This window comes from Methylocapsa polymorpha, from assembly GCF_045689225.1.
Lineage (GTDB): Bacteria > Pseudomonadota > Alphaproteobacteria > Rhizobiales > Beijerinckiaceae > Methylocapsa > Methylocapsa polymorpha.
This window is the reverse complement of the sequence record NZ_CP136862.1, coordinates 2,564,334-2,585,300: the sequence shown is the minus strand read 5'-3', so window position 1 is coordinate 2,585,300 and position 20,967 is coordinate 2,564,334. Positions and strand designations below refer to the sequence as shown.

Genomic DNA, 20,967 nt, shown 5'->3' with positions numbered 1-20,967 from the left:
TGTATGACAAGGAAGTCTTAACCACAAGGCGCCTATTTTTTAAGTATATATTTATCACGCCCTTGTGGAGGCATCAGATGAACTGGCTTTCGGTTCAAGTGACTACAACGCTAATTGCCGGTTTGGTGTCCCTAAGCACAAGCTTGGTAATTGCTTTGGCGACAATGATTCTCACCAATAGAAAAATGCGCCGTAATTTAACGCCTGATTTTGCAGCGGAGCGCGTCGCCCGCGAGATCCTCATGGACCCCAAATCCCAATCTCGCCCTTTTCGCATTTTACGGCATCACCTCAGCGGTTTCACCGACGACGAATTAAGAAAAATCCTAGTTCGAGCTGGCGCCGTTCGGCTTACGGCTGGCGGTCAAGAAGTTTGGGGACTTCTCTCGCGGAATCGCAAATGCCTCAGCGCTGAGGAAATCAAGGAAGCTCCGGCAACTCAACCCGCGTTCGATTGTCCCGGCCCACAGGAGAACCAACAGCAGCAAGAGGTTGGAGCTGACGACGAACTAGATCGTTCACATGACTCATTGGTAGCCTTCGAGCGTCTGCGAGCAGAGATGCTCAAGCATCAACAAGCGCATCAGCAGGTTTGAGCTCGTTCTTGTCCTCATAGTCTCACACGCGCCGTAAGCGTTGCGCCATGGCCGCCGGACGGATTAGGCGCGAACGCCTTTCTGAACGACTTCAATGCCAGGACGTCAATTCGTCTACGCGACTGACGAGGCGATCCAAGATCCGGGCGATGAGGTCAGTCGACCAACCCCCGGGTCGACGTCGAGGAGCCTGGCGGTTTCGATGAGCCTTATCTTTACAAGCGTCGCGTCGAGGAGCCGATTCAACTCGCGCTCGTCACGCAAAGCTATCCGCAAGCAAGCCGACTTGGTCTTGCCGGGCCTGCCTTCTGGCTTCTCGTGTAGGCAAGATAGTTTAAGCGCCTAATTTAGATGACTTACGACGACCAGACGTCTAATTTCACCCTTTTGATAGGCTTGCAAAAATGCGTTGTAGTTCCTGAACGATACGCAGCCGTTGGAATCACCGTTCGGGCCGAGCATGTAAGTGTGTGCGAGGAGACCCGTCCGTCCATAGACGTCGCCGCCGCCTACAGGAGTGAGGCGCAGCGCTTGCACCCCGTGGAAAAGCTGCTCGCGCGGCGTAAGTTCATAGACATTCGGCGGCGTGGCTCCACGCATTCGTTCGTTTACGTGACGCGGATCGTCCAACCTGTCGCCGAGGCCCGAGTGCGCCTCCAATTTCGTTCCATCGGGCATGTAGACGGTATGCGCTGCGAGATCGTAAACCGCGGTCGATCGATCGTAGCGGGGCGAAGGGCCGGATGTGATTCTTCGCGCACTGCCGAGAACGCCATCTTCCGGAGCGGCATATGCGAGGACAGATCCTGAAGGTTGCGGCGCCGCGCCAAAAAGCTTCTCGAAAAAGGTGCGATTATCGGAAGCAGCAGCGGGGACGACGGTCCTTCTGTTCTCCTGCGCCAACCGGCGCCCGGACGCGGGGAAAGGACTACGGCTCGCCGGAGGCCCTAGCTCCGGCGGACGCGGCGCCGGCAAGGGCGCATTCTCGCTGAGTTGGGGAAGGGCCGGCATCAGCGTCGGCGCGACGTTTTCCGGCTCTGCGATTGCAACCGTGGACGCCGGCGGAATTGACTCAAAAGTTGGTCCGAGCGGGGCGCTCTGAGCAAGCGAAACCAGCGTGGAGCCCGAAGAAGATCTGGGGTCGAACAGTCCGCCATAGGGATTCGAGGCAACTCTTGCCGCAGGCGCGACCGCGGGCGCTTTAGCGACATTGGGAGCGGCGACGGGACGCATGTATAGCATCCACACGCCAACCAATGCGCTCAAGGCGAGAGCAGCGGCGCCTGGAACGGTGTAAGTAAGAATTCTCCGAGATAAGCGATCGCGCTCGAATGGAATGAAACCATGTGGCGTATCGATCCCGTGCGTCATTCGTCCTGCTTTCGTAAAGATTTCGTTACGCGGCGCCTTTCGGCCTAACCAACAATCTCCGCGGCGCTACAAGGCGCAATCGGCCACAACAGCTGCGCAGCAAGCGTCTCAACGCCTTTCCAAACGTCTGCGCGCGGAGGCACGCCACCTTGCTGGCGCTACATTGAGGCGATTTTTAGTTAAATGCCGATTAAAGGGTCATTTTTGATATTGCGCGAAATCGACCGCCGAGGGGCAGGCGATCGACGAAGCCTGTCGCAGGCTTCGAAAAAGATCGCGCCATGAGAGCGAAACGGCCGAGCAAATTTGAGCGGCTTATGAAAACGGCGCGCGGGGACCGTCGTCGCAAGGTCGATCTCTCGTTCTCGAATCTGCTTTGGAGACCGTTCGGAAGTCCGCTCCTGCGCGATGGCGTCATTTCACGGCAGAGGCCAAATCGTTGACGTGCCTGGCGCGCTTTGACCGGCCGCTTGTCGCCCGCATCGCCGCGCGGACTGGGCGCCTGTCATTGTCTAATGGCGACTCGAAAGAACTAGACGCCAAAAGGGCGACAGGGATTGGCCGCAGTCGCAGCACCAGCCCTCTCTTGCAATCATTATATATCTCGTTTACATAATTGCATTTAAGACCATAACTAGCTTGAGCTAAATGCGGCCTATTGCGTCACTAGCCCATGTATCTATATATCAACGTCATATATTCGTTTGAGCCGTACAATACGAAAAGCAAATCAGGCGACGGGAATGCTATATTGATAGATGGCAGCCTTTCTGACAAACGGCTTTACTGGTGCTGGGGCCGCGCGCGGTGCGAAGTACAAGAAGGCGGTCGTATTTAAACTATCGAAAAGCGATGAGGCCGCGCCTCTTCGGGCGACGCCGGAGAGATATTCGTCTGCCTCCGCAAATTCGACGTCGTAAAATCGCAACATCAGCGGCCCATGCTGGACGAACAAGGGATCGTTATTATGTCGCTCATCAGGGAAATCGACTACGGCACGCCCGCCTCCAAGTCCGAAACGGAAGTGACCCTTACGATCGACGGAAGAGAGATTTGCGTTCCTGAAGGCACGTCGATCATGCGCGCGGCGATGCATCTCGGCGTCGAGATTCCAAAGCTCTGCGCGACCGACAACATGAACTCCTTCGGCTCCTGCCGCCTTTGCCTTGTCGAAATCGAGGGGCGCAATGGCTTTCCCGCATCCTGCACCACGCCGGTAGCGCAGGGAATGTCCGTCAAGACATTCACGCCGCGTCTCGATGCGATCCGACGCGGCGTCATCGAGCTTTACATCTCCGATCATCCGCTCGATTGCCTCACCTGCGCATCGAACGGCGACTGCGAATTGCAAAAAATGGCCGGCGCCGTCAGCCTCCGCAATGTGCGCTATGGCTATGAAGGCAAGAACCACGTCTTCGCACGCCACAATGGCCGGCCCAACGACGAATGGAAGCCGAAGGACGAGTCGAACCCTTATTTCACCTATGACCCCTCGAAATGCATTGTCTGCAATCGATGCGTCCGCGCCTGTCAGGAAGTGCAGGGAACCTTCGCGCTGACGATCGAGGGGCGCGGCTTCGACAGCCGGGTGTCGCCTGGCGTGGGCGAAATGTTCATGGAGTCGGAATGCGTCTCCTGCGGCGCTTGCGTCCAAGCCTGCCCAACCGCGACGCTGGTCGAAAATTCGGTGATCGCAATCGGCCAGCCGGAACATTCCGCCGTGACCACCTGCGCCTATTGCGGCGTCGGCTGCGCCTTCAAGGCCGAGATGCGCGGCGAGGAAGTGGTCCGCATGGTTCCATGGAAAGACGGTAAGGCGAACCAAGGACATAGTTGCATCAAAGGTCGGTTCGCCTATGGCTACGCCCTCCACCGCGACCGCGTGCTGAGCCCGATGATCCGCGAAAAGATCACCGATCCATGGCGCGAAGTGACCTGGGAGGAAGCCATTGCGCATGCGGCTTCTGAGTTCAAACGCATACAGGCGAAATATGGGCGGCTCGCCGTCGGCGGCATAACGTCGTCCCGTTGCACATGCGAAGAGACCTATCTCGTGCAAAAGCTGATCCGCAGCGGCTTCTGCAATAATAATGTCGACACTTGCGCGAGAGTTTGCCACTCGCCGACCGGCTATGGGCTAAGCCAGGCTTTCGGCACGTCGGCAGGCACCCAAGATTTCGACTCGGTGAAGGAAGCCGACGTCATCCTTGTCATTGGCTGCAATCCGACCGACGCCCATCCTGTGGTTGGATCGCAAATCAAGAAGCGGCTGCGCGACGGCGCGAAACTCATCGTCGTCGACCCGCGACGCACAGAGTTGGTGCGCACGCCGCATGTCGAGGCGGAATTTCACCTTGCGCTCAGGCCCGGAACCAATGTGGCGGTCGTCACGGCGCTGGCGCATGTCGTTGTCACCGAAGGCCTTGTGAATGACTCCTTCGTTCGCGAACGCTGCGATCTGGACGAGTTTCAGGACTGGGCGGCTTTCGTGGCCGAAGAGCGCAACAGCCCTGAAGCCGTCGAGAAATATACCGGCGTTCCCGCCGATCTCGTCCGCGGCGCAGCGCGCCTCTATGCGACCGGCGGCAAGGCGACGATTTACTACGGCCTTGGCGTCACCGAGCACAGCCAGGGATCGACGACGGTTATGGCCATCGCCAATCTCGCCATGGCGACCGGCAATCTCGGACGCCGCGGCGTCGGCGTGAACCCCTTGCGCGGACAGAACAATGTGCAGGGCTCCTGCGACATGGGCTCCTTCCCGCATGAGTTCCCCGGCTATCGCCATGTCTCCAATGACGCGGTCCGTCACGCCTTCGAGGAAGCCTGGGGCGCAAAGCTTGACCATGAGCCGGGGCTACGCATCCCCAACATGTTCGACGCCGCCGTGGATGGCGAGTTCAAGGGCCTCTATGTCCAGGGCGAAGATATTTTGCAATCCGATCCTGACATCAAGCATGTTTCGGCGGGGCTCGGCGCCTTGGAATGCCTCGTTGTCCAAGACCTCTTTCTCAATGAGACAGCGAACTACGCCCATGTATTTCTTCCCGGCGCGAGCTTTCTCGAAAAGGACGGGACTTTCATCAATGCAGAGCGCCGCGTTCAGCGGGTGCGGCGCGTCATGAGCCCCAAGGCCGGTTACGCGGATTGGGAGGTGACGCAGCTCTTGGCGAACGCGCTTGGCCGCACTTGGACCTATGCGCATCCAAGCGAGATCATGGATGAGATCGCGCGGCTGACGCCCGCCTTCGCCCATGTCTCCTACCAAAAGCTCGACGAAGTGGGCTCTGTGCAATGGCCCTGCAATGACGCTTCGCCGGACGGGATGCCCGTCATGCACATCGATGGCTTTGCGCGCGGCAAAGGCAAGTTCGTCATCACCGAATATGTGCCGACGGATGAACGCACGGGACCGCGCTTCCCGCTATTGCTCACCACAGGCCGCATCCTGTCGCAATATAACGTCGGCGCACAGACAAGGCGCACGGAGAACAGCCAGTGGCATCCGGAGGACGTTCTGGAAATTCATCCACACGACGCCGAGCAGCGCGGGGTCCGCGACGGCGACTGGGTGCGCGTGCAAAGCCGCGCCGGCGAGACAACCCTGCACGCGAAAATCACTGACCGCGTGGCGCCGGGCATCGTCTACACCACATTCCACCACCCTTTATGCCAAACCAATGTCATCACCACCGACAATTCGGACTGGGCGACAAACTGTCCCGAATATAAGGTGACGGCCGTGCAGGTTTCGCCTTCAAATGGCCCGACCGAATGGCAGGAGCAGTATCGTGAGATGGCGGAAAGCAGCCGGCGCGTCGCCGTGCGGGTCGTCGACGCCGCCGAATAGACCGAGGCGCTCCTCGCGAAGGGGTTGGGTCATTTACGCGGATTGGTCTCGTAAGCTGCGATGGGGAGAGAAGCGCCTTGAAAAAAGCTGACCGAAAGCCGGGTTATAGGTCACCTTGTAGAATGCTGGCGGCTTCAGCGCGCTCTCTCCAGCGGATCGAGAGGCGCTTCCTTAGGCAAAGGGCCGAAGAAGTTTTCTCGCAGCGCGCGCATGAAGCGCGGGTCCGGAGGCGCGAGATCCGGATGGAGAATCGCCGCTAAGGCCAATGCGCCAATGAGACGATTGATCGACGGCGGCGCCTCCATGCTGCCGAATGGACCGCCGCGATCGACCAAAATGACCGTCTTTGGATCGAGAGCCTTCGATAGCGGCCCATCCGCCGCGGACGGGTCCTCCAGGATCACGACGGCAGGATGAAGCGCGGCGGCCTCCGCGACGTTCAATTGGGCGAAGGCGCCGGGCCCTTCCGGCGTCACATTGCGCCCGCCCGCCGCCTCGATCGGCTCGCTTAGCAGTCCGCCAGGCCGGACGGCGAGCAGCCCTTCCGGGCCGCGCCCGAGATAGACGGCGACGCGGCGCTCCGGATCGATGCTTGACGCCGGATGCAACCGCTCGAGGACATGCTCAGCAAGGGCCGCCAGCTCGTCGCCTCGTTCTTTTTTTTCGAGAATGACGCCAAGGCTGTGCAAAACCTCAGGCGTTTCTGCCATGCGCCCCTCGAGCAAGATGCTGGGAACGCCGAGCGCCGCCTGCGCCCGCTCAGCGGAGGCGGCATAAGCCTTGCCGATATCTCCGTAATCGACGATGAGATCGGCCGTTTGGCCGCGCAAGAGCGCAAGATCCGCGTCGCTCGGCGCCCGCGTCAGGCGCGGCAGGACGGGCAGACCGCGATAGGCTTCCGGCACGAAAGCTCGTCGCGACTCGGTCCACGACTCGAGAAGCCCGAGGAGCTTTTCCGGCGCAAGCGCATAGACGAGGACGACAGCAGGCGGCCCTGCTGGAATCACGCGTTCGACATGCGCGGGCAAATCGACGCTGCGTCCCACCGCGTCAATGAATTTCTGGGCGGGTGGAGGCGTCGGAGGCTCAGAAAGCGCCGGCGGCGCAAATAGCGAAAGCGCGACAAGAGCCGCCGCAATCAGGACCTTTCTTGCAGGGATCACGTCAATTCTCCCGAAGCCGCACGCGACGACAGCAAAACCGAAGCGTGACGAATCCAGTTCGTCGGATCTTCGCCTTGGTCGCACCAATATAGTATATTATATTGAATGACGGCAACGTGGCGCGACAGCCGCTCCGGGTCCGGCTCGACGCGGATCTGGTTCGGGCTGCCGCCGACGATATAGCTCGCACCGACGTTCTCGGACCCTGGCGCGATCCGGTAGAGTTCGTTGTCGGACCTGAACAGGCACGCGCCCTGGCCGTCATGCCAGATCACTTTCAAGAGATCGCCGCGCGCCCGCGAAAGCAGAAATGATGACCGCCCAGCGGATCGCGCCGCGGTGGGCGTCTCCTGCTGCGCCGTCGTGCAGCAAAGCCGCACGACTATCCTACTCGACAGCAAACATGAGCATCACAACAGACGCTCATAGACGGCGCGCGCCTGATGCCGGTAGCCATCGCGTTCATACACGCCAGCCAGCTCCAGCAGTTTGTCTTGCGCCCCCTGCCCTTGCGCCGTGTCCGAATGATCTTCCGACAACGTCCAGTAAATGTCCATCGCCTGCCGCAGATTGCCTTCGCTGCGGTAGCGCTGCGCCATGATCAATAGATGATCGAGACTCTGAATGATCACGTCCGATTGGTGCTCTTGGAAAATCGAGCCGCGTGACGCTGATTGTTCAAATTGCATGTCATTTCTCCTTTCGCCATCATATGCCGTCGAAATCGGGCGGCCCTAAAAGAGAACCGGCTGCGGCGCCGTCGTCGATCCGGCGGCGGAAGCCTGCGCCGCGAACGCGTCGTCGAAATCACGCTGCTCAATGCGCAGCGCGCCTATGTCGACCAATTCTGCGCTCGACGAAGGAAAGACGCGACGGATTGCATTCATGGCGGCGCGATCGCAGACGAAGCGGACCTCAGCAGCCGACATGCCCTCCGTCAGATCCGCCAGGGCCGCGAGATCAACCCTCTCGTCCATTGGCCTCTTACGCAGATGCACCCCCAGAATCTCGGCGCGCGCGGCGCGGTCCGGCCGCGTCACCTCTAGGTGGAAATCGAGCCTGCCGGGGCGCAGGAGCGCTTCGTCGATCATGTCCAGCCGATTGGTCGCAGCGATCACCCAGACGTCCCTGAGCGCTTCGACGCCATCGAGCTCAGTGAGCAACTGACTGACGACTCGGTCGGTCACCGGTGAGCGGCCGTCGAATCCCCTTTTGGGCGCCAGGGCGTCAATCTCATCCAAAAAGATAATGCAAGGCGCCGCATGACGGGCCCGCGCGAAGAGCTCGCGCACGCCTTGCTCCGACTCGCCGACATATTTCGACAAAAGCTCGGGCCCCTTGACGGAAATGAAGTTGAGATTGCTCTGGGACGCAAGAGCCTTCACCAGGAGCGTCTTGCCGTTTCCCGGCGGACCATAGAGCAGGATGCCGCGCGGCGGCTGCAGCCCGATCTGCTCGAAAAGAAGCGGTTGGCTCAAGGGCCAGGCGATGGCTTCCTTCAAAGTGGCCTTGATCGGCTCGAGCCCGCCTACATCATCCCATCGCACATTCGGCACTTCGACGGCGACTTCGCGCAGCCCTGAGGGCGCCACCTCGGTGAGCGCCTCTCTGAAATCGGCCATTCGAACCTCCATGGCCATGAGCGCCTCGTAGGGAATGGGTCCTGAGCCGAGCGCCAGCTCCGGAAGCTGGCGACGCAACGCCGCCATGGCGCCTTCTCGACAAAGGGCGTTCAGATCGGCGCCTGTAAATCCATGCGTCGTCTCGGACAAGTCGGCGAGATCGACGTCTTCGCCCAGCGGCATGCCGCGTGCGTAAATCTCCAAAATCTCGCGGCGGGCGTGCTCATTGGGGATGCCGATAGAGATCTCGCGATCGAAACGGCCGGGCCTTCGCAAAGCTGGATCAATGCTGTTAGGCCGGTTCGTCGCCGCCATCACGATGACGTCGCCGCGGCTCTTCAATCCATCCATCAGAGCGAGAAGCTGAGCGACGACGCGCTTCTCCACCTCGCCTTCGACGCGTTCCCGCTTAGGGGCGAGTGAATCGATCTCATCGAAGAAGATGATGCAGGGCGCGCGCCGCCGCGCGTCGTCGAAAATCTTGCGGAGCTGCGCTTCGCTCTCGCCGTAAAATTTCTGAATGATCTCCGGTCCGCTGACATAGATGAACGCCGCGTCGGACTCATGCGCCACCGCGCGCGCGAGCAGCGTCTTGCCGCAGCCGGGCAGGCCATACAGCAGGACGCCCTTCGGCGGCCTCATGCCCAGACGCTCGAAAACTTCTGGGTGCGTGAGCGGCAGCTCGATCATCTCGCGAATCTTCGCGACTTCGCGCTCCATCCCGCCGAGATCGTCATAGGTGACGATGTCCTCGGATTCGGACGCGGCCTGACTCGCCGCGCCGCCGCGGGCGCTCTCGACGGCGAGCAAGGTGTCGGGATGAATCATCACCGGGCCGTCGGGCTCCGTCCGAACCACGTTGAAATCGCGATGGCTCCCGCCAAATAAGGCGATCCGGACGCGGTCGCCGGTCTTTACGGCGAGCCCATCGAGGCGGCGCGCGGTATGCTCAATCTCGTCCTCATGCAGGGCCCCCGCGCCGAGCGGAGCTACGACCACGCGTCGGGCTATCGCATAAGCAACCTTGCGGATCGCGGCCTTTTGGCCAAGCGCCACACCGGCGTTGGTGCGGCCGACGCCGTCAAGCTGAATAACTTGCTGCCCTCGCTGCTCCTTGAACGTGGGCATCGCTTTGGCGACGGTCTTGGCGCGGCCTTCGATCTCCAGGACGTCGCCAGGCGAAGCGCCGATCTGCCGCAGCGTTTCGGGATCGATCCGGGCGACGCCGCGTCCGACGTCATCACGCCGGGCTTCGACAACCGTCAGGCGCAGCTTCTCGCCGTCTTCTGGTGCTTCGCGGGCCATGGGACTCTCCACTTGCCGTCGTTGAGGTCGTCATTGGCTGCGAACCGCCAAATATTCGACCTTGATGCGCTGAGGCAGAAATTTCGCGACCTTATGCAAGGCCCCCATGAAAAGGATTCCGTCCCTCTCTTCGCCGAGCGTCGCGTCGATTCGGTCGGCGATGAACCGGTCTCGCGCCTCGAGCAGAGCGGCTGCTTGCGCCTCGGTACGTTCGGGCGAATGAAGGAGCTTGTATTCGTCGAGAAGCAGAGCTGGCGATTCGGTGCCGACGAGCTTAGCGCCGACGCGCATGAGGCTTTGCAGGAGCTGATGATTGCGGCTGCCTTGGACGGCCAGGTCATGGACCAACTCGCTCTCCCGACCGCAGACAGGCAGGCTGTCCTGGTACAGATTGATGCGCTTGAAATCGAGCCCGAGCGCCTTGATGGCGTTCGCGATGCCGCGCCAAATGGAGTCGAACTCGGCCGATCTCTCCGCCCATTTGCGCTCGCCATGGCGGGCGACGAAGGCGGCCTTATAGGCTGTCGCCGCGGAGCCCATCTCCTCCGTGCTGTGGATCACTGGAACGTAGATCAATCGCGCCATTTCGCAGTCTGCTCGATTCAAAGCGCCGCGCGAGCGCGGTCGTCACGTTTGCTTGCTCAGTCTGACCTCGAGAACGCCGTTGCGGAGGTTGAGATGCGGCGCCCCGCCGGCGAGCTTGTCCTCGATGAGAGTCTCCTTGCGGTAGAGCCGCTCGCCGGTCTTCGCCTCAAGCAGCAATATGTCGCCGTCGAGGACGCAGCGGATATCCTTGCGCTCGACGCCAGGCAACTCAAAGAGCAACACAACCTCGGTTGGTTCGTCGAACATGTCTGTTACGGGTTCGAGGACCTCGATCGAACTCCGTTTGGCCTCCCGTCGCGGCGGCGTTTCGCGACGCGCGGGCGCCTCTTCAGGGGGTTCGTGTTCCCCGGCCGCCTCACGCAGGGTGCGCGTGCCGAACGAATATTCCATCACCCTGCCGTCTTTCTCATGCCGGCCGCGCCGCGGAAGCTGGTCGAAATCGGCAAGCACATTGAAGAGATCGGAAAGGCCGCGCGCTATCTTCTCAAAACCCGCCGCGCCTGTGACGTCATCCTTGTCTCTCGGATCGTCCTTACTCATGAGCCTTACTCCCATCCTCGAAGGGCGCCGAGGCGACGGCGCCAAGCGCCTGCTCGATCCGGCCCAATCGCTCATCCATCGCCGCCAGCGCCGCGCCTTGCGCAGGCGCCAGGCTATGCGACGATCCATTGTGGTTCCACCAGTCGAGGCCCAACTCTCGCGCCTTGTCGACGGAGCAGATCACCAGGCGCAGCTGAATGGTCAAAAGCTCGACCTCGACCAGCTTGATCGAAATGTCGCCGGCGATAACGACTCCTTTGTCGAGAATGCGCTCGAGCAGATCGGCAAGGTTCGTGCTCTCTAAGGAATGGGACATGGACTGGGCGGATGGCATGGCGAGGCCTTTCACAGCGCCCCTTCAGGGACGCCGAGATCGAGGGAAAGATCCTTGTCGGAGAAGCCGAATTGCCGCTGCAGGCGCAAGATCTCGTCCGCCTGAGCGAAAAGCGCCGCTCCTACATTCTCGATCTGCGCCTCCGTGAGCCGTCCCGCCTCCATCCGCCGCACGGCCTGCCGTTCGAGCACTTCATGAAGCAGTTTCACGAGGGTAAGAACAAGCCTAACCAGGCCCTGCGCCGTCGATGAACCGGGCTCGCTTCGATCGCTCTTCACGCCGTTCCGCGGGCTGGCGATGGCTCTTTCTGTCGCCGCCTCGAGAAACCGGACGTTGGGGTGGGCCTCAGGCGGCGTCTCGGACGGCGGCGGCGAAGGCGAAGATGGCGTGTGTGGTCGGGCCACAGGGACAGGCGGACGGCCGTCCGGCCAGATCGCGTCGACGGAGCCAAGCAGCAATCGGAGATCAAGGAACAACAGATCGACGTCCGCGAGGCCAATGGTCAGGTTGCCTTGCAGCGAGACTCCGCGATGGAGGATCCGGTCGAGCGCGTCCGCCAAGGACAAATGCTCGCCGTGCGGCCGCCCTGCGTTGGCGGGACCGTAATCAGGAGCGAGCATCATTGCGGGCATCGCCGCCGTCCTCCCCGTGCAGGCGATCAAGCCGGCCAAGCAGATCTTGTTCGCGCGCGTCGAACTGCTCTTCCGTAATAGCTCCGCTGTCGAGCCCGCGGTGAAGCGCCGTTAGATCAGCCATGATCGCCCTCTCCTCCGCCTCGAGCTCCTGTTGGACCGCCTCGTCGATCTTCTTCAGAACAAACATCAGGCCGCGCGCCGGCGCCGCCAACAGATCGTCGATGATGAACATGACTAACTCCTTTGGCGATGGATGGCGTCCATGCGCGTTGTCTCGGTTCGTCGGTTCGAACCGTGCTGCCATGTCTAACGGTCAGGATCCGCCTGAGAACGAAAGCGACGCCGCGCAGCGGCGCCGCAAGCAGGTCGTCTATGATGAACATGGCCTCGTTCTCTCCGCGGATCGACGCCAGCAACAGCTCTCTACGCCTCGCTTGGATCGAATTGCACAAAATTATGCGGCGGCCAGGGACCGCCGATGTTGAAAGCGATGTCTTCGTCGATCTGCGCCGCCGAAGCTTCGACTGCGGCTTCGAACTGCTCGAGACCCGAGCGGGATACAAGGGCCGCGAGATTGGCGATTTCCTTTTCCTGGCGAACCGGCAAGGCGATGACTTCGGCGCAGGAAGCGCCGATGACGGCCAGGACCTGCGCGGTGCGCGCCTCGCGATATTTGCGCAAGGCTTCGTCGAACAACTGGCCGAGCCGGATCTTATCGTCGTAGGAGGGCGTTCGGCGGCTGCGGAAGGTCCGCTCCCGCGCCGCCTGCAGCGCCGGCGTCCGCTCGACGAGATAGGCGATCGGGTCGGGAACTTCGAGGCTCAAGCGCAAGCTCATTTCGATCGAGCCTGAGACCCGCTGCAGCTGCGACGTCAGCGTTTCGCGGTTATCGTCGAGGAAACGGCGGAGGTCGCCCTCCGACCTCGTCACTGTGCCGAAGGCCATCGGCAAGAGATCGAACTTCGCGTTGAGAGCGGCGAGCACGCGTTGCGCTGCGGCGATGTGCCGACGTTCGGCGCGGACTGTGTCGCTTGGGCATTCGCTCACGATCGCGCAAAGCGGCTCCAACTCAAGCCGATAGGCGGGGTTGTCAAAGACGCCTTGCAGCGGCGGCAACTCGCCGTCGCCGGTCCTGCCGACTGCGTAGACGTAAAGGCCCATGAACCAATCTCCCGCGGGCTAAGCCGGCGCCGACGCGCAATCGGGCGCCGGATCTGCGAATCGACGAACGCGTCTCAGATCAGCGCGTGGCAGGCTAAAAAAGGAGCATGATCGTTTCAAAGCGAAACGATCATGCTCTAGTCGTTATCCGCGCCGAGGTGCCCATAGGACCTGACGGTCAGGTCCGTTTCGAGTTCGACAATGTAGTGTTCAAGTTCGAGAACTTCTTGCGTTAGCGGCAGGCCGAGCATCTTGACCTCGAGATTCGGCACGAGTATCTCCGCTTCCGCTGACCAACCCTCCGAGCCGTGGTTGAGAGGGGCGATCTTAGTGATGCGGATTTCGCGTGCGCCCAACTCTGTCGCGAGGAACTGCTGCACTGCGGCCCGCGCCGCCGAGATCCTGCCGAGAGGGGCCGGCGCGACCTCCGGCTTCAGCGACGGTGGCGGCGCCTTAGGGGTTGTCGCCTTTTGATGATGCTCCGTGTGTTGACTCTTCGGTAACATTCGATGTGTCTCCCTGAATCGAGCGTCCGGCTGGATGTTGTCTGACGAATAAGCATAAACGTTTGAAGCAACAGTTTTGTTGCAGCCAACAGGAACGCGCGATCTGATCTGCTCAGCTGAAGCGCTGCGTTGGCGCCTCAGTAGGAGATCTGAAATTGTCGCTTCACTGGCCGAAGCCCCACTGCTGATCGGTGCGGTGCTTCGAGCGCATGAGCGCGCGGCGCTGTGCCGTTCAAGCTCGCGAGAATGTCGGCGATTTCGGCGTCGATCTCACGAAAGCGGGCGTTAACGACGGCGAAACGATCGTTTGCCGTGCGTATCTCTTGCATCCGCCGGGCCTTCTCCAACTCGAGAAAGCTGATCCGCAGATAGGCCTTGTGGGCGGGAATCTGCGTGTCCGAGCGGCCGGTCAGCGTTCGCAAATCGGCAAGTCCCCTTAATGGGCGTCCATGCGCCGACATCGTCATTTTCCTCCTTTTGATCGCGGAGCCGCCTGACGTTCCGGGCGCCGGCCCGATCGCGCCGCCGCCCCATCGCCGCCGCCCTCGCCTTCGAAGCGGCGGAGGAGAAGATCGATAAAGGCAGGCGAGACCGCGCGGTCGCTCTTTCCGTTCGGCGACGTCTGGCTGAGAATGTCCCGGCAGGCCCAGAGGAAGACGGGATTGCTGAGGCTCGCTTCGCCGCCGCGCGCAGCAAGCACGCGGGCGATGGCGATCGACGCCCGCAGGGTGGGATAATGCGGATCCTCTCCCTCGGAGCGGCACTGCCTCACCACATCGACGACCCGCGCGGCGCGCGCCGGATCGATCCCGGATTTGCTCGTCGTTATCGCGATTTCAGTGTCGCGGTCGTAATGACCGAGATGAAGCGTGATCATGCGATCGAGCAAAGCGTCCTGGGCGCGGTAGACGCCTGCGTACTCGGCCGGGTTCGAGGTGAAGATGGCTCGAAACCGCGGATGAACGTTGACGTAGCCTTCGCCTCGACCGTGCAACCTGGGAATGTTGAGAACCCCTTCCGATAAAATGCTTAGGAACGGGTTGTTGGCTTCCGGCTTGCTGCGATTGAATTCGTCGTAAATGATCGAATGTCCAAGCCGACAAGCTGTTGTGATGCGGTTGTCGATCCAGAGCGCGCGCCCCTCCTCCTCGAGCTTGACCACCGAGGCGATGTAATTGTCGACGAGGCGCGACTTGCGATACCCGCTTTCGCGACCGATCAGGTCGGAACTGCCGAACTCATGATCGCCATGGATCAGGATGGTAGGCCGGCCGAGCTGAGCCGCGACATGGAAGGCGAGCGTCGTCTTCCCGGTGCCTGGAGGCCCGGATAAATGCACGGCGTAGCCCGCCTCGAGATAGGCTAGAGCCCGTTCCGTGATGTCCTGAACCGCCGGAGAGCTCACGAAGGCGTTGCTCGGACCCAATGCGATGGAGTCGTCGCCGCCGTTGGCAGGTTCATCAACGGCCGGACCGACGCTTGCGAACGCGACAGCGCTCATTTCGAATCTCCTCCGTGGCGGTCTTTCGAGCCGCGATGGCCCAAATTGCCGAAGGGAGATCGGCTCGAGCGAGCCGTCGCATCCGCCGCAGGCGCAGCGGCGGAGGCCTCATGCGCTTCGGCGGGCGGGGTTGCTGGAGCAGGCGCTTCAGCGTGGGCCGCCGTCGGCTCGGTCGCCGGCCGATGGCTCGCTTGAACGGTCTGCGCCGCCGCTTGCCGACCCTGGAGGGGAGCGCCGCGCCAGATCGCGACGGCCTCGCGCCGATCCTGCGCATAGCCCGAGCCGCCCGCGGATGGCGACGGCGCGTTCGCGATCTTCCTTGTCGAAACCGTCAAGAAGCGCAGCAACGCCGCTGGTCAGATCCCGCATGAAGGCGGCCGCCTTGGCGCGCTGCGCCGCCTCGACTTCTAGGCGATGCTTCCGGCACGCAACCTGCTCGCGTTCGAACTGGCTCAAAAGCGCCTTCACGTCGGCCTGCCGCCGGCTGTTAACGGCGGCCGCCTCCCTTTGATGCTCGCGGCTCGCTCTGCCGCGCGAGGCCTGCAAGCCCTGCAGCAACGCGTGAACTTCGCTGTGGCGCGCCCGAGCCGCCTTTTTGGCTTCCGCCGCCTGATCGCGACTCGCTCTCCCGCGCGACGCCTTCAACCTCTCCAGCAACGAATGGACATTGCTGTGGCGAGTCCTTGTCGCGGACTTGATCTCCGCCGTCCACTCGCGACTCACCCGGCCGCGCGACGCCTTCAGGCTCTCCAAGAATGAGCGGACGTCGCTGCGGCGATTTCGCGCCGCGACTTTGATCTCCGCCGCCAATTCACTGCGTTGCCGCCGGCCTGTTGCTATTCCATCGGCCACGCGCGCTATGCCTTCCGCCACTTTCGCCATGTCTCATCCTCCGTTTCAGACCGGTCGCCGCCGGGAGCGTGAGCTGGGAGGGCCTCGCCCTCCCGGCGGCCGCAGATGTCGCTTACGCGGGCGCCGCGGCGGAGGCCGTCAGGCCGACCGCTTCGGCGTATTTGAGGTAGGTCTCGACGGAGGCCACCACGACGCGAGCTTCGATCGTGATCAGCTCGATACCAACCAGCGAAACCTTGACCCAAGCGTCGATCACGATGCCCTTGTCGAGGATCCGATCGACGACTTCGGCGAGGCTCGACGAGTCGGTGGACTTCTGTACGCGTGCCATGAAGCTTCTCCTTTTGAAGGCATTGAGCGCTTCGTGTCCTTGCCGGATCAGGCGGAAAACCCTCCGGCTGCTACATGGATCGCAAAGGCGGGGCCAATCGGCAGCGTCAGCGAAAAAACAAAATCGAACTCGTCATATCAACCACTTGGATGCAAAGCCCCATGGACGGTTCGCGGCTGCTTCCCCAAAATGCGGGCGGGCGCGCCCGGGGTCATGGGCGGTATTTCCCGTTGCCCTTCCCTGTCACCGCAGCCGCCACAGCGTCGATTTGAAACGGCTTTGCAAGAAAACCGTCGATCTCGCAGGCGCGCATCGCTTCCGATATGCGCATGTCATCCTCGAGGTAGTAACCAGAGATCATAATTATTCGCATTGCCGGCCGCAGCCTGCGCAGCTCCTCGATGAGCCGCAGGCCATCCATATCCGGCAGGCGGGCGTCGACAAAGGCGATCGGAAAATCGAGACCGGCGACCGAGGAGATCGCGTTTTGCGCCGAGCCCACAGTCGTCACGGCGCAACCCAGACCGGCGAGGGCAATCTCAAGAACCCAACACATATCCTGATCGTCATCGACGACGAGGACGGTCTCCGGCGCGGGCAGGGTTGCAAACGACGCCAAGTCAGCAAGCCTCCTCGGTTACGACGCCTCCGCCCGCTTCCCGCGCGATCGGAATGCGCACGACGAAACTCGTGCCGCAGCCGGACGTGCGGACATCCACGCTGCCGCCATGTTGGCGCACGATGGAATGCGACACCGATAGGCCGAGTCCCGATCGGCGGCTGTCGGATTGCGTCGTGAAGAACGGATCGAAGATCTTGGAGACATGAGCTACCGGTATCCCCGGCCCAGTGTCGCCGATCTCGATGACGACTTCCGCGTTATCGCGCCAGACGCCGATGGTCAGCCGGCCGCCGTTGGGCATGGCTTGGAAGGCGTTGAGGATGAGATTGATAATGACGAGCTCGAGCAGGTTCTGCACGCCTTCGGCATAGAGGGGATCATCCAACGACGGCAGCCTCCAGTCTACCGTGGTTCCGGCCGCGGCCTCGCCGGAGGCGAACATCAGCGCGTTCTTCAGCATGTCGACCACATTAACCTTCGTCGTCTCGGTGATAGGCCCAGGCCTCGCGAAACGCAGCAGGCTCTCGACCACGAGCGAGGCGCGGTCTATGCCGCCAATGACCTTGCCGATGCACTCCTCAAGCAGAGCCGGCGACGTAATTCTGTGCTTCATGAGCTGGGCCGCCGCGGAGCTGACCCCCAATGGGTTGCGGATTTCATGCGCGATCCCGCCGATGACCATGCCGAGCGCGGCGAGCTTTTCGCCCTGGTGCATCTGCGCCTCCATGGCGCGCTGCTCGACCAGATTGCGTCCGACGACCACCACGCCGGTAACCTCGCCAATGTGGCCGGTCATCCGCGACAGTCGCCAGGACACAGGTATGCTGTCGCCGTTGCGGCACCGCATCGGCCATTCGACCGAATGCTGATCGTCAATTTCGGCGATCCCACGAAAGCAGGCTTCCACCTCGAGATTCTGGGGCTCTTCGATATGATGCGCCAGCCTTGTGCCGCGCATTTCGACATGGGTGTAGCCAGTGGCTTTCTCCGCCGCCGTGTTCCAGGTCATGATGGCGCCTGTCGGGTCGGTGGAAATGATGAGGTCTCCGGCGCTCTCGACAATGCTGGCGAGATGGAGCTGCGTCCTGCGCACTTCCTCGCCGAGCCGCAATAGATCGGTCACGTCGTCCATCACCAGGATCGCCCCACGCGAGCCGCCGCGAAGCTGCAACGGACAGATGCTGTAGGAATAGATCCGCAACGGAACGCCCGGCGCGCGATAGGTCATGCGCTGGCGGTGTAGGGTTCTCTCGGTGACAATGACCTCCCGGATCTGCTGGTCGAGCGCAGTATCCTGAAACGCCGCGGGAAAGATTTCATGCAGCCGCCGGCCCAACGTCGAACTTAAGCTGCCGCGGGATTTCTCAAGGAAATTATGATTGACGGTCAACACGGCTAAGCGTTCGTCGAGGATCAAGATCGACGACGGGATCGTCGCCATGACGGCATGAAAGAAGCTTTCATGGTCGAGCGTAGCGAGGAGCATTTTATTTGCCCAACCCTGTTTCTCCCGGCTTGCGCCTAATTCGGCGCGTTCAGATCCGGCCGAAAACTGAACGGGGGCCAAGGGCCGGACAACGCGACCGCAACATGCCGGCGCGAAGCGCAAACCGCCGCCACCCGGACACGCTCGCGCAGCGTGGCGACGGCGGATTTGGGAACGAGGAGGGCCCAACGCGCGACAGGCTCGGCCGCGCTCGAATCCGAGCGCCGTCCGAGGTCATGTCGGCGAATGGCCGCCGTCAACGGCTGAAGCTCCGCGACGAGATCGCTGACGAGCGCAACGGCCTCGGCGCGGCCAAATTCGAGCAGCGCATTGCGGTCCCGACAGAGCCGTAAGTACCTGGCGCCCTTTGACATCTCCCGCCACTCCGGCCACGCGCTGCAAGCCAGTTCGTCCAGAATCTCGGGACTGTCGAATTGGACGCCCGCGCGCAGCTCCCATTCCTCCTTGTCCGCGACTTTGTGGAGGAAGTCAGCGATCGTCGTCTCATGCGCCCGCATAAAGGCGCTGAGACTGTTGACGCTCATGTAGAGGGTGCCAAATGGGGCGGGAAAGACCGGCGATCCCTGCATCGCCCATTCCACGACTTCGGCATGGCGGCGAACGCGGGGAGCGAGCCAAGCGACGTCGGTCAAATGTCGCTCGGCGTCGACGCCGCAATATTCCTCAATTGGAACAATGCCGATCAGGGCCGCGACCGATCCTACCAAATGCAGCGCGAGGCGATGTTCGGGCGCCCCATCAGGAGGCAGGCGGCCGAGCGCGCCTGCACGCTCGGCGAACGCGAAAAGACAAATCGCCTCTCCGCTTTCCAGGACGGGCGAACGAGGTCCATAGCCGACCGACGGCAGCGGTTCAACTTGGCTCATCGGCGGCCGCCCCCTGTCGTTCCCCCAGCATTTTCAGTTTTGTGCGGTACGTCTTGTAGTCGATGCCGAGGAGACGAGCCGCCTCGGCCTTGTTGCCCTTGGCCTGTTCGAGCGCCGCCATGAGCGCATTGCGCTCGATCGCGCGGACTTGGTCACGGACTCGGTGGCGCAAGGAAGCGCCGGCAAGAGGCTTCTGAGCAGGCGCGGCCATCGCGCCGCCGCCGAGACTGTCCGCTAGTTGGTCGACGGTGATCATCTGCGACTCGGCAAGCGCCGCCCGCCGCATGACATTGCGCAATTCTCGAACGTTCCCCGGCCATCGATAAGCCCGGAGCAGATCGAGAGCCGCTGGCTCAATTTCGATGGGCGGGCGCGCCAGCGCGTCGCGCGCTTGCCTCAGAAAGCGGTGCGCAAGGAAGGAGATGTCCTCCGGCCGGGCGCGCAACGGAGGAATCGTAATGACATATTCCGTCAGGCGGAAGTAGAGATCTTCGCGAAAACCGCCAGTCTTTGCGCGCTCCTTTAGATTGTCGTTGGTGGCCGCGATGACGCGCACGTCGAGATTGATCAGATCGGCGCCGCCAACCCTGCGAATCGAGTGATCCTCGAGCGTTCGCAGAAGGGCTTTCTGTCCGGTCAAAGCAAGATTTCCGACTTCGTCGAGAAAGATCGTCCCTCCATTGGCCGCGGACTCGAATGAGCCGCGGCGGCGCTCGTTGGCTCCAGTGAACGCGCCTTTTTCATGCCCGAAGAATTCGCTGTCGGTGAGAGTCTCCGCGATGGCGCCGCAATCGATGACGACAAGCGGACGATTTGCGCGTGGGCCGTGCTCGTGCAAGTTGCGGGCGACAACCTCCTTGCCCGCGCCGGTCTCGCCCTTGATGATGACGGAATAGTCGGTCGAGACGACGGCTTCGGCTTGGGCGGCCAGCGTTTGTATGGCGGGACCTTGTCCCATGGCTGCGGTCAGCGCCGCGCGAATCCCGCCAGCAGCCGCGCGTTGGGGGACTGATCGCCGCGCGACCGCCCGCCGCACGGTTTCAACAAGATGCTCATTGCGGAATGGCTTGGTGACATATTCGAAAGCGCCCTCGCGGATTGCGCTGACTGCTCCGGAGATCGTCCCGTGGGCGGTGACGATGATGACGGGCAGGCCCGGATCGAGGCGCCTGAGGCGCCGCAGCACCTCTTCGCCGGCGATCCCGGGCATCCGCATGTCCAAAAGCACCGCGGCCGGCGTTCGACGGCTGGCCAGTTCGAGACCTATTCCTCCAGCTTCGGCTTCCGTCACGTCAAACCCGGCATCCGCCAGGATATTCCGCATGGCCCATCGCATGTCGCGATCGTCGTCAACTAGGAGAACCATGGGTTGCTGGCGCGTCAAAATGGCCTCCCCGACACAAAATTAAAAACTATACAACTACCATTATAACCGAATAGTATATTTCAATCTTTGAGAGAGAGTGCTGTTTTAAAGAACGCCTACTGAGCCCGAGCTTACCGATTACAAATATAATGTTACCATAGTTATCATAAGTCACGTAAATTTACTTTGATTGAAGTCAATCGGTTCGCCGCCGATTGCCCGCCGCCCCGCTC

The 20,967-nt window shown here is 61.7% G+C and carries 22 protein-coding genes; 2 read left to right on the top strand and 20 right to left on the bottom strand.

Annotated elements, in window-relative coordinates; translation table 11 throughout:
* Nucleotides 1–77: 77 nt before the first annotated feature.
* Nucleotides 78–596 (top strand): hypothetical protein, encoded by a 519-nt coding sequence (locus RZS28_RS11905; protein ID WP_407337966.1) that lies wholly within the window; start codon nucleotides 78–80, stop codon nucleotides 594–596.
* A 342-nt stretch (nucleotides 597–938) separates the two neighbouring features.
* Here RZS28_RS11905 and RZS28_RS11900 read toward each other — a convergent pair whose 3' ends face one another.
* Nucleotides 939–1,967 (bottom strand): tlde1 domain-containing protein, encoded by a 1,029-nt coding sequence (locus RZS28_RS11900; RefSeq protein WP_407337965.1) that lies wholly within the window; start codon nucleotides 1,965–1,967, stop codon nucleotides 939–941.
* A gap of 967 nt (nucleotides 1,968–2,934) precedes the next feature.
* Here RZS28_RS11900 and fdhF point away from each other — a divergent pair.
* Nucleotides 2,935–5,817 carry a formate dehydrogenase subunit alpha gene (gene fdhF, locus RZS28_RS11895; protein WP_407337964.1) on the top strand — a complete coding sequence of 961 codons (2,883 nt, stop codon included), beginning with the start codon at nucleotides 2,935–2,937 and terminating at the stop codon, nucleotides 5,815–5,817.
* A gap of 134 nt (nucleotides 5,818–5,951) precedes the next feature.
* Here the strand turns inward: fdhF and RZS28_RS11890 are convergent, their stop codons facing one another.
* From RZS28_RS11890 to RZS28_RS11800, 19 genes are all read right to left on the bottom strand, one after another.
* Nucleotides 5,952–6,980, bottom strand: a complete 1,029-nt coding sequence (locus RZS28_RS11890; RefSeq protein WP_407337963.1) for an iron ABC transporter substrate-binding protein — start codon at nucleotides 6,978–6,980, stop codon at nucleotides 5,952–5,954.
* Nucleotides 6,977–7,360, bottom strand: coding sequence for a hypothetical protein (locus tag RZS28_RS11885; RefSeq protein WP_407337962.1), 384 nt, complete (start codon nucleotides 7,358–7,360; stop codon nucleotides 6,977–6,979). Before RZS28_RS11885 ends, RZS28_RS11890 begins: the two co-directional genes overlap by 4 nt.
* Nucleotides 7,361–7,390: 30 nt before the next feature.
* Nucleotides 7,391–7,669, bottom strand: coding sequence for a hypothetical protein (locus tag RZS28_RS11880; protein WP_407337961.1), 279 nt, complete (start codon nucleotides 7,667–7,669; stop codon nucleotides 7,391–7,393).
* A 45-nt stretch (nucleotides 7,670–7,714) separates the two neighbouring features.
* The gene (locus tag RZS28_RS11875; RefSeq protein WP_407337960.1) at nucleotides 7,715–9,907 is read right to left on the bottom strand and encodes a CDC48 family AAA ATPase; all 2,193 of its coding nucleotides are present in this window, start codon (nucleotides 9,905–9,907) and stop codon (nucleotides 7,715–7,717) included.
* Nucleotides 9,908–9,937: 30 nt separating this feature from the next.
* On the bottom strand, nucleotides 9,938–10,492 hold the full coding sequence (locus RZS28_RS11870; protein ID WP_407337959.1) for a hypothetical protein: 555 nt from the start codon (nucleotides 10,490–10,492) through the stop codon (nucleotides 9,938–9,940).
* Between the two features lie 42 nt (nucleotides 10,493–10,534).
* On the bottom strand, nucleotides 10,535–11,053 hold the full coding sequence (locus RZS28_RS11865; protein ID WP_407337958.1) for an Hsp20/alpha crystallin family protein: 519 nt from the start codon (nucleotides 11,051–11,053) through the stop codon (nucleotides 10,535–10,537).
* Entirely contained in the window at nucleotides 11,046–11,369 is a 324-nt protein-coding gene (locus RZS28_RS11860; protein WP_407337957.1) for a gas vesicle protein, read from the bottom strand. Before RZS28_RS11860 ends, RZS28_RS11865 begins: the two co-directional genes overlap by 8 nt.
* Nucleotides 11,370–11,398: 29 nt before the next feature.
* Nucleotides 11,399–12,010 carry a gas vesicle protein K gene (locus RZS28_RS11855; RefSeq protein ID WP_407337956.1) on the bottom strand — a complete coding sequence of 204 codons (612 nt, stop codon included), beginning with the start codon at nucleotides 12,008–12,010 and terminating at the stop codon, nucleotides 11,399–11,401.
* The gene (locus RZS28_RS11850) at nucleotides 11,994–12,254 is read right to left on the bottom strand and encodes a gas vesicle protein GvpG (RefSeq protein WP_407337955.1); all 261 of its coding nucleotides are present in this window, start codon (nucleotides 12,252–12,254) and stop codon (nucleotides 11,994–11,996) included. Before RZS28_RS11850 ends, RZS28_RS11855 begins: the two co-directional genes overlap by 17 nt.
* A 191-nt stretch (nucleotides 12,255–12,445) precedes the next feature.
* A complete protein-coding gene (locus RZS28_RS11845) occupies nucleotides 12,446–13,183 on the bottom strand; it encodes a GvpL/GvpF family gas vesicle protein (protein ID WP_407337954.1) in 738 nt (245 codons plus the stop codon).
* A 137-nt stretch (nucleotides 13,184–13,320) separates the two neighbouring features.
* Entirely contained in the window at nucleotides 13,321–13,689 is a 369-nt protein-coding gene (locus RZS28_RS11840) for a hypothetical protein (protein WP_407337953.1), read from the bottom strand.
* Between the two features lie 137 nt (nucleotides 13,690–13,826).
* Nucleotides 13,827–14,156: a hypothetical protein gene (locus RZS28_RS11835; RefSeq protein WP_407337952.1), complete on the bottom strand. Its 330-nt coding sequence runs from the start codon at nucleotides 14,154–14,156 to the stop codon at nucleotides 13,827–13,829.
* A complete protein-coding gene (gene gvpN, locus RZS28_RS11830) occupies nucleotides 14,153–15,190 on the bottom strand; it encodes a gas vesicle protein GvpN (RefSeq protein WP_407337951.1) in 1,038 nt (345 codons plus the stop codon). Before gvpN ends, RZS28_RS11835 begins: the two co-directional genes overlap by 4 nt.
* Before the next feature lie 147 nt (nucleotides 15,191–15,337).
* Nucleotides 15,338–16,072, bottom strand: a complete 735-nt coding sequence (locus tag RZS28_RS11825; protein ID WP_407337950.1) for a hypothetical protein — start codon at nucleotides 16,070–16,072, stop codon at nucleotides 15,338–15,340.
* An 82-nt stretch (nucleotides 16,073–16,154) separates the two neighbouring features.
* Nucleotides 16,155–16,373 (bottom strand): gas vesicle structural protein GvpA, encoded by a 219-nt coding sequence (gvpA, locus tag RZS28_RS11820; RefSeq protein WP_123176516.1) that lies wholly within the window; start codon nucleotides 16,371–16,373, stop codon nucleotides 16,155–16,157.
* Nucleotides 16,374–16,584: 211 nt separating this feature from the next.
* Nucleotides 16,585–16,992 (bottom strand): response regulator, encoded by a 408-nt coding sequence (locus tag RZS28_RS11815; RefSeq protein WP_407337949.1) that lies wholly within the window; start codon nucleotides 16,990–16,992, stop codon nucleotides 16,585–16,587.
* A gap of 1 nt (nucleotide 16,993) precedes the next feature.
* A complete protein-coding gene (locus tag RZS28_RS11810) occupies nucleotides 16,994–18,481 on the bottom strand; it encodes an ATP-binding protein (protein WP_407337948.1) in 1,488 nt (495 codons plus the stop codon).
* Between the two features lie 35 nt (nucleotides 18,482–18,516).
* Nucleotides 18,517–19,368, bottom strand: a complete 852-nt coding sequence (locus tag RZS28_RS11805; protein WP_407337947.1) for a GvpL/GvpF family gas vesicle protein — start codon at nucleotides 19,366–19,368, stop codon at nucleotides 18,517–18,519.
* Nucleotides 19,355–20,734, bottom strand: a complete 1,380-nt coding sequence (locus tag RZS28_RS11800) for a sigma-54-dependent transcriptional regulator (RefSeq protein WP_407337946.1) — start codon at nucleotides 20,732–20,734, stop codon at nucleotides 19,355–19,357. Before RZS28_RS11800 ends, RZS28_RS11805 begins: the two co-directional genes overlap by 14 nt.
* Nucleotides 20,735–20,967 lie beyond the last annotated feature (233 nt).

Bases quoted from the DNA above. Each gene is read 5' to 3' on its own strand.
- RZS28_RS11870 (WP_407337959.1), bottom strand. From the start codon at position 10,492: ATGGCGCGATTGATCTACGTTCCAGTGATCCACAGCACGGAGGAGATG.
- gvpN (WP_407337951.1), bottom strand. From the start codon at position 15,190: ATGAGCGCTGTCGCGTTCGCAAGCGTCGGTCCGGCCGTTGATGAACCT.
- RZS28_RS11810 (WP_407337948.1), bottom strand. From the start codon at position 18,481: ATGCTCCTCGCTACGCTCGACCATGAAAGCTTCTTTCATGCCGTCATG.
- RZS28_RS11860 (WP_407337957.1), bottom strand. From the start codon at position 11,369: ATGTCCCATTCCTTAGAGAGCACGAACCTTGCCGATCTGCTCGAGCGC.
- RZS28_RS11900 (WP_407337965.1), bottom strand. From the start codon at position 1,967: ATGACGCACGGGATCGATACGCCACATGGTTTCATTCCATTCGAGCGC.
- fdhF (WP_407337964.1), top strand. From the start codon at position 2,935: ATGTCGCTCATCAGGGAAATCGACTACGGCACGCCCGCCTCCAAGTCC.
- RZS28_RS11875 (WP_407337960.1), bottom strand. From the start codon at position 9,907: ATGGCCCGCGAAGCACCAGAAGACGGCGAGAAGCTGCGCCTGACGGTT.
- gvpA (WP_123176516.1), bottom strand. From the start codon at position 16,373: ATGGCACGCGTACAGAAGTCCACCGACTCGTCGAGCCTCGCCGAAGTC.
- RZS28_RS11855 (WP_407337956.1), bottom strand. From the start codon at position 12,010: ATGATGCTCGCTCCTGATTACGGTCCCGCCAACGCAGGGCGGCCGCAC.
- RZS28_RS11880 (WP_407337961.1), bottom strand. From the start codon at position 7,669: ATGCAATTTGAACAATCAGCGTCACGCGGCTCGATTTTCCAAGAGCAC.
- RZS28_RS11805 (WP_407337947.1), bottom strand. From the start codon at position 19,368: ATGAGCCAAGTTGAACCGCTGCCGTCGGTCGGCTATGGACCTCGTTCG.
- RZS28_RS11905 (WP_407337966.1), top strand. From the start codon at position 78: ATGAACTGGCTTTCGGTTCAAGTGACTACAACGCTAATTGCCGGTTTG.
- RZS28_RS11835 (WP_407337952.1), bottom strand. From the start codon at position 14,156: ATGACGATGTCGGCGCATGGACGCCCATTAAGGGGACTTGCCGATTTG.
- RZS28_RS11845 (WP_407337954.1), bottom strand. From the start codon at position 13,183: ATGGGCCTTTACGTCTACGCAGTCGGCAGGACCGGCGACGGCGAGTTG.
- RZS28_RS11825 (WP_407337950.1), bottom strand. From the start codon at position 16,072: ATGGCGAAAGTGGCGGAAGGCATAGCGCGCGTGGCCGATGGAATAGCA.
- RZS28_RS11840 (WP_407337953.1), bottom strand. From the start codon at position 13,689: ATGTTACCGAAGAGTCAACACACGGAGCATCATCAAAAGGCGACAACC.
- RZS28_RS11865 (WP_407337958.1), bottom strand. From the start codon at position 11,053: ATGAGTAAGGACGATCCGAGAGACAAGGATGACGTCACAGGCGCGGCG.
- RZS28_RS11850 (WP_407337955.1), bottom strand. From the start codon at position 12,254: ATGTTCATCATCGACGATCTGTTGGCGGCGCCGGCGCGCGGCCTGATG.
- RZS28_RS11800 (WP_407337946.1), bottom strand. From the start codon at position 20,734: ATGGTTCTCCTAGTTGACGACGATCGCGACATGCGATGGGCCATGCGG.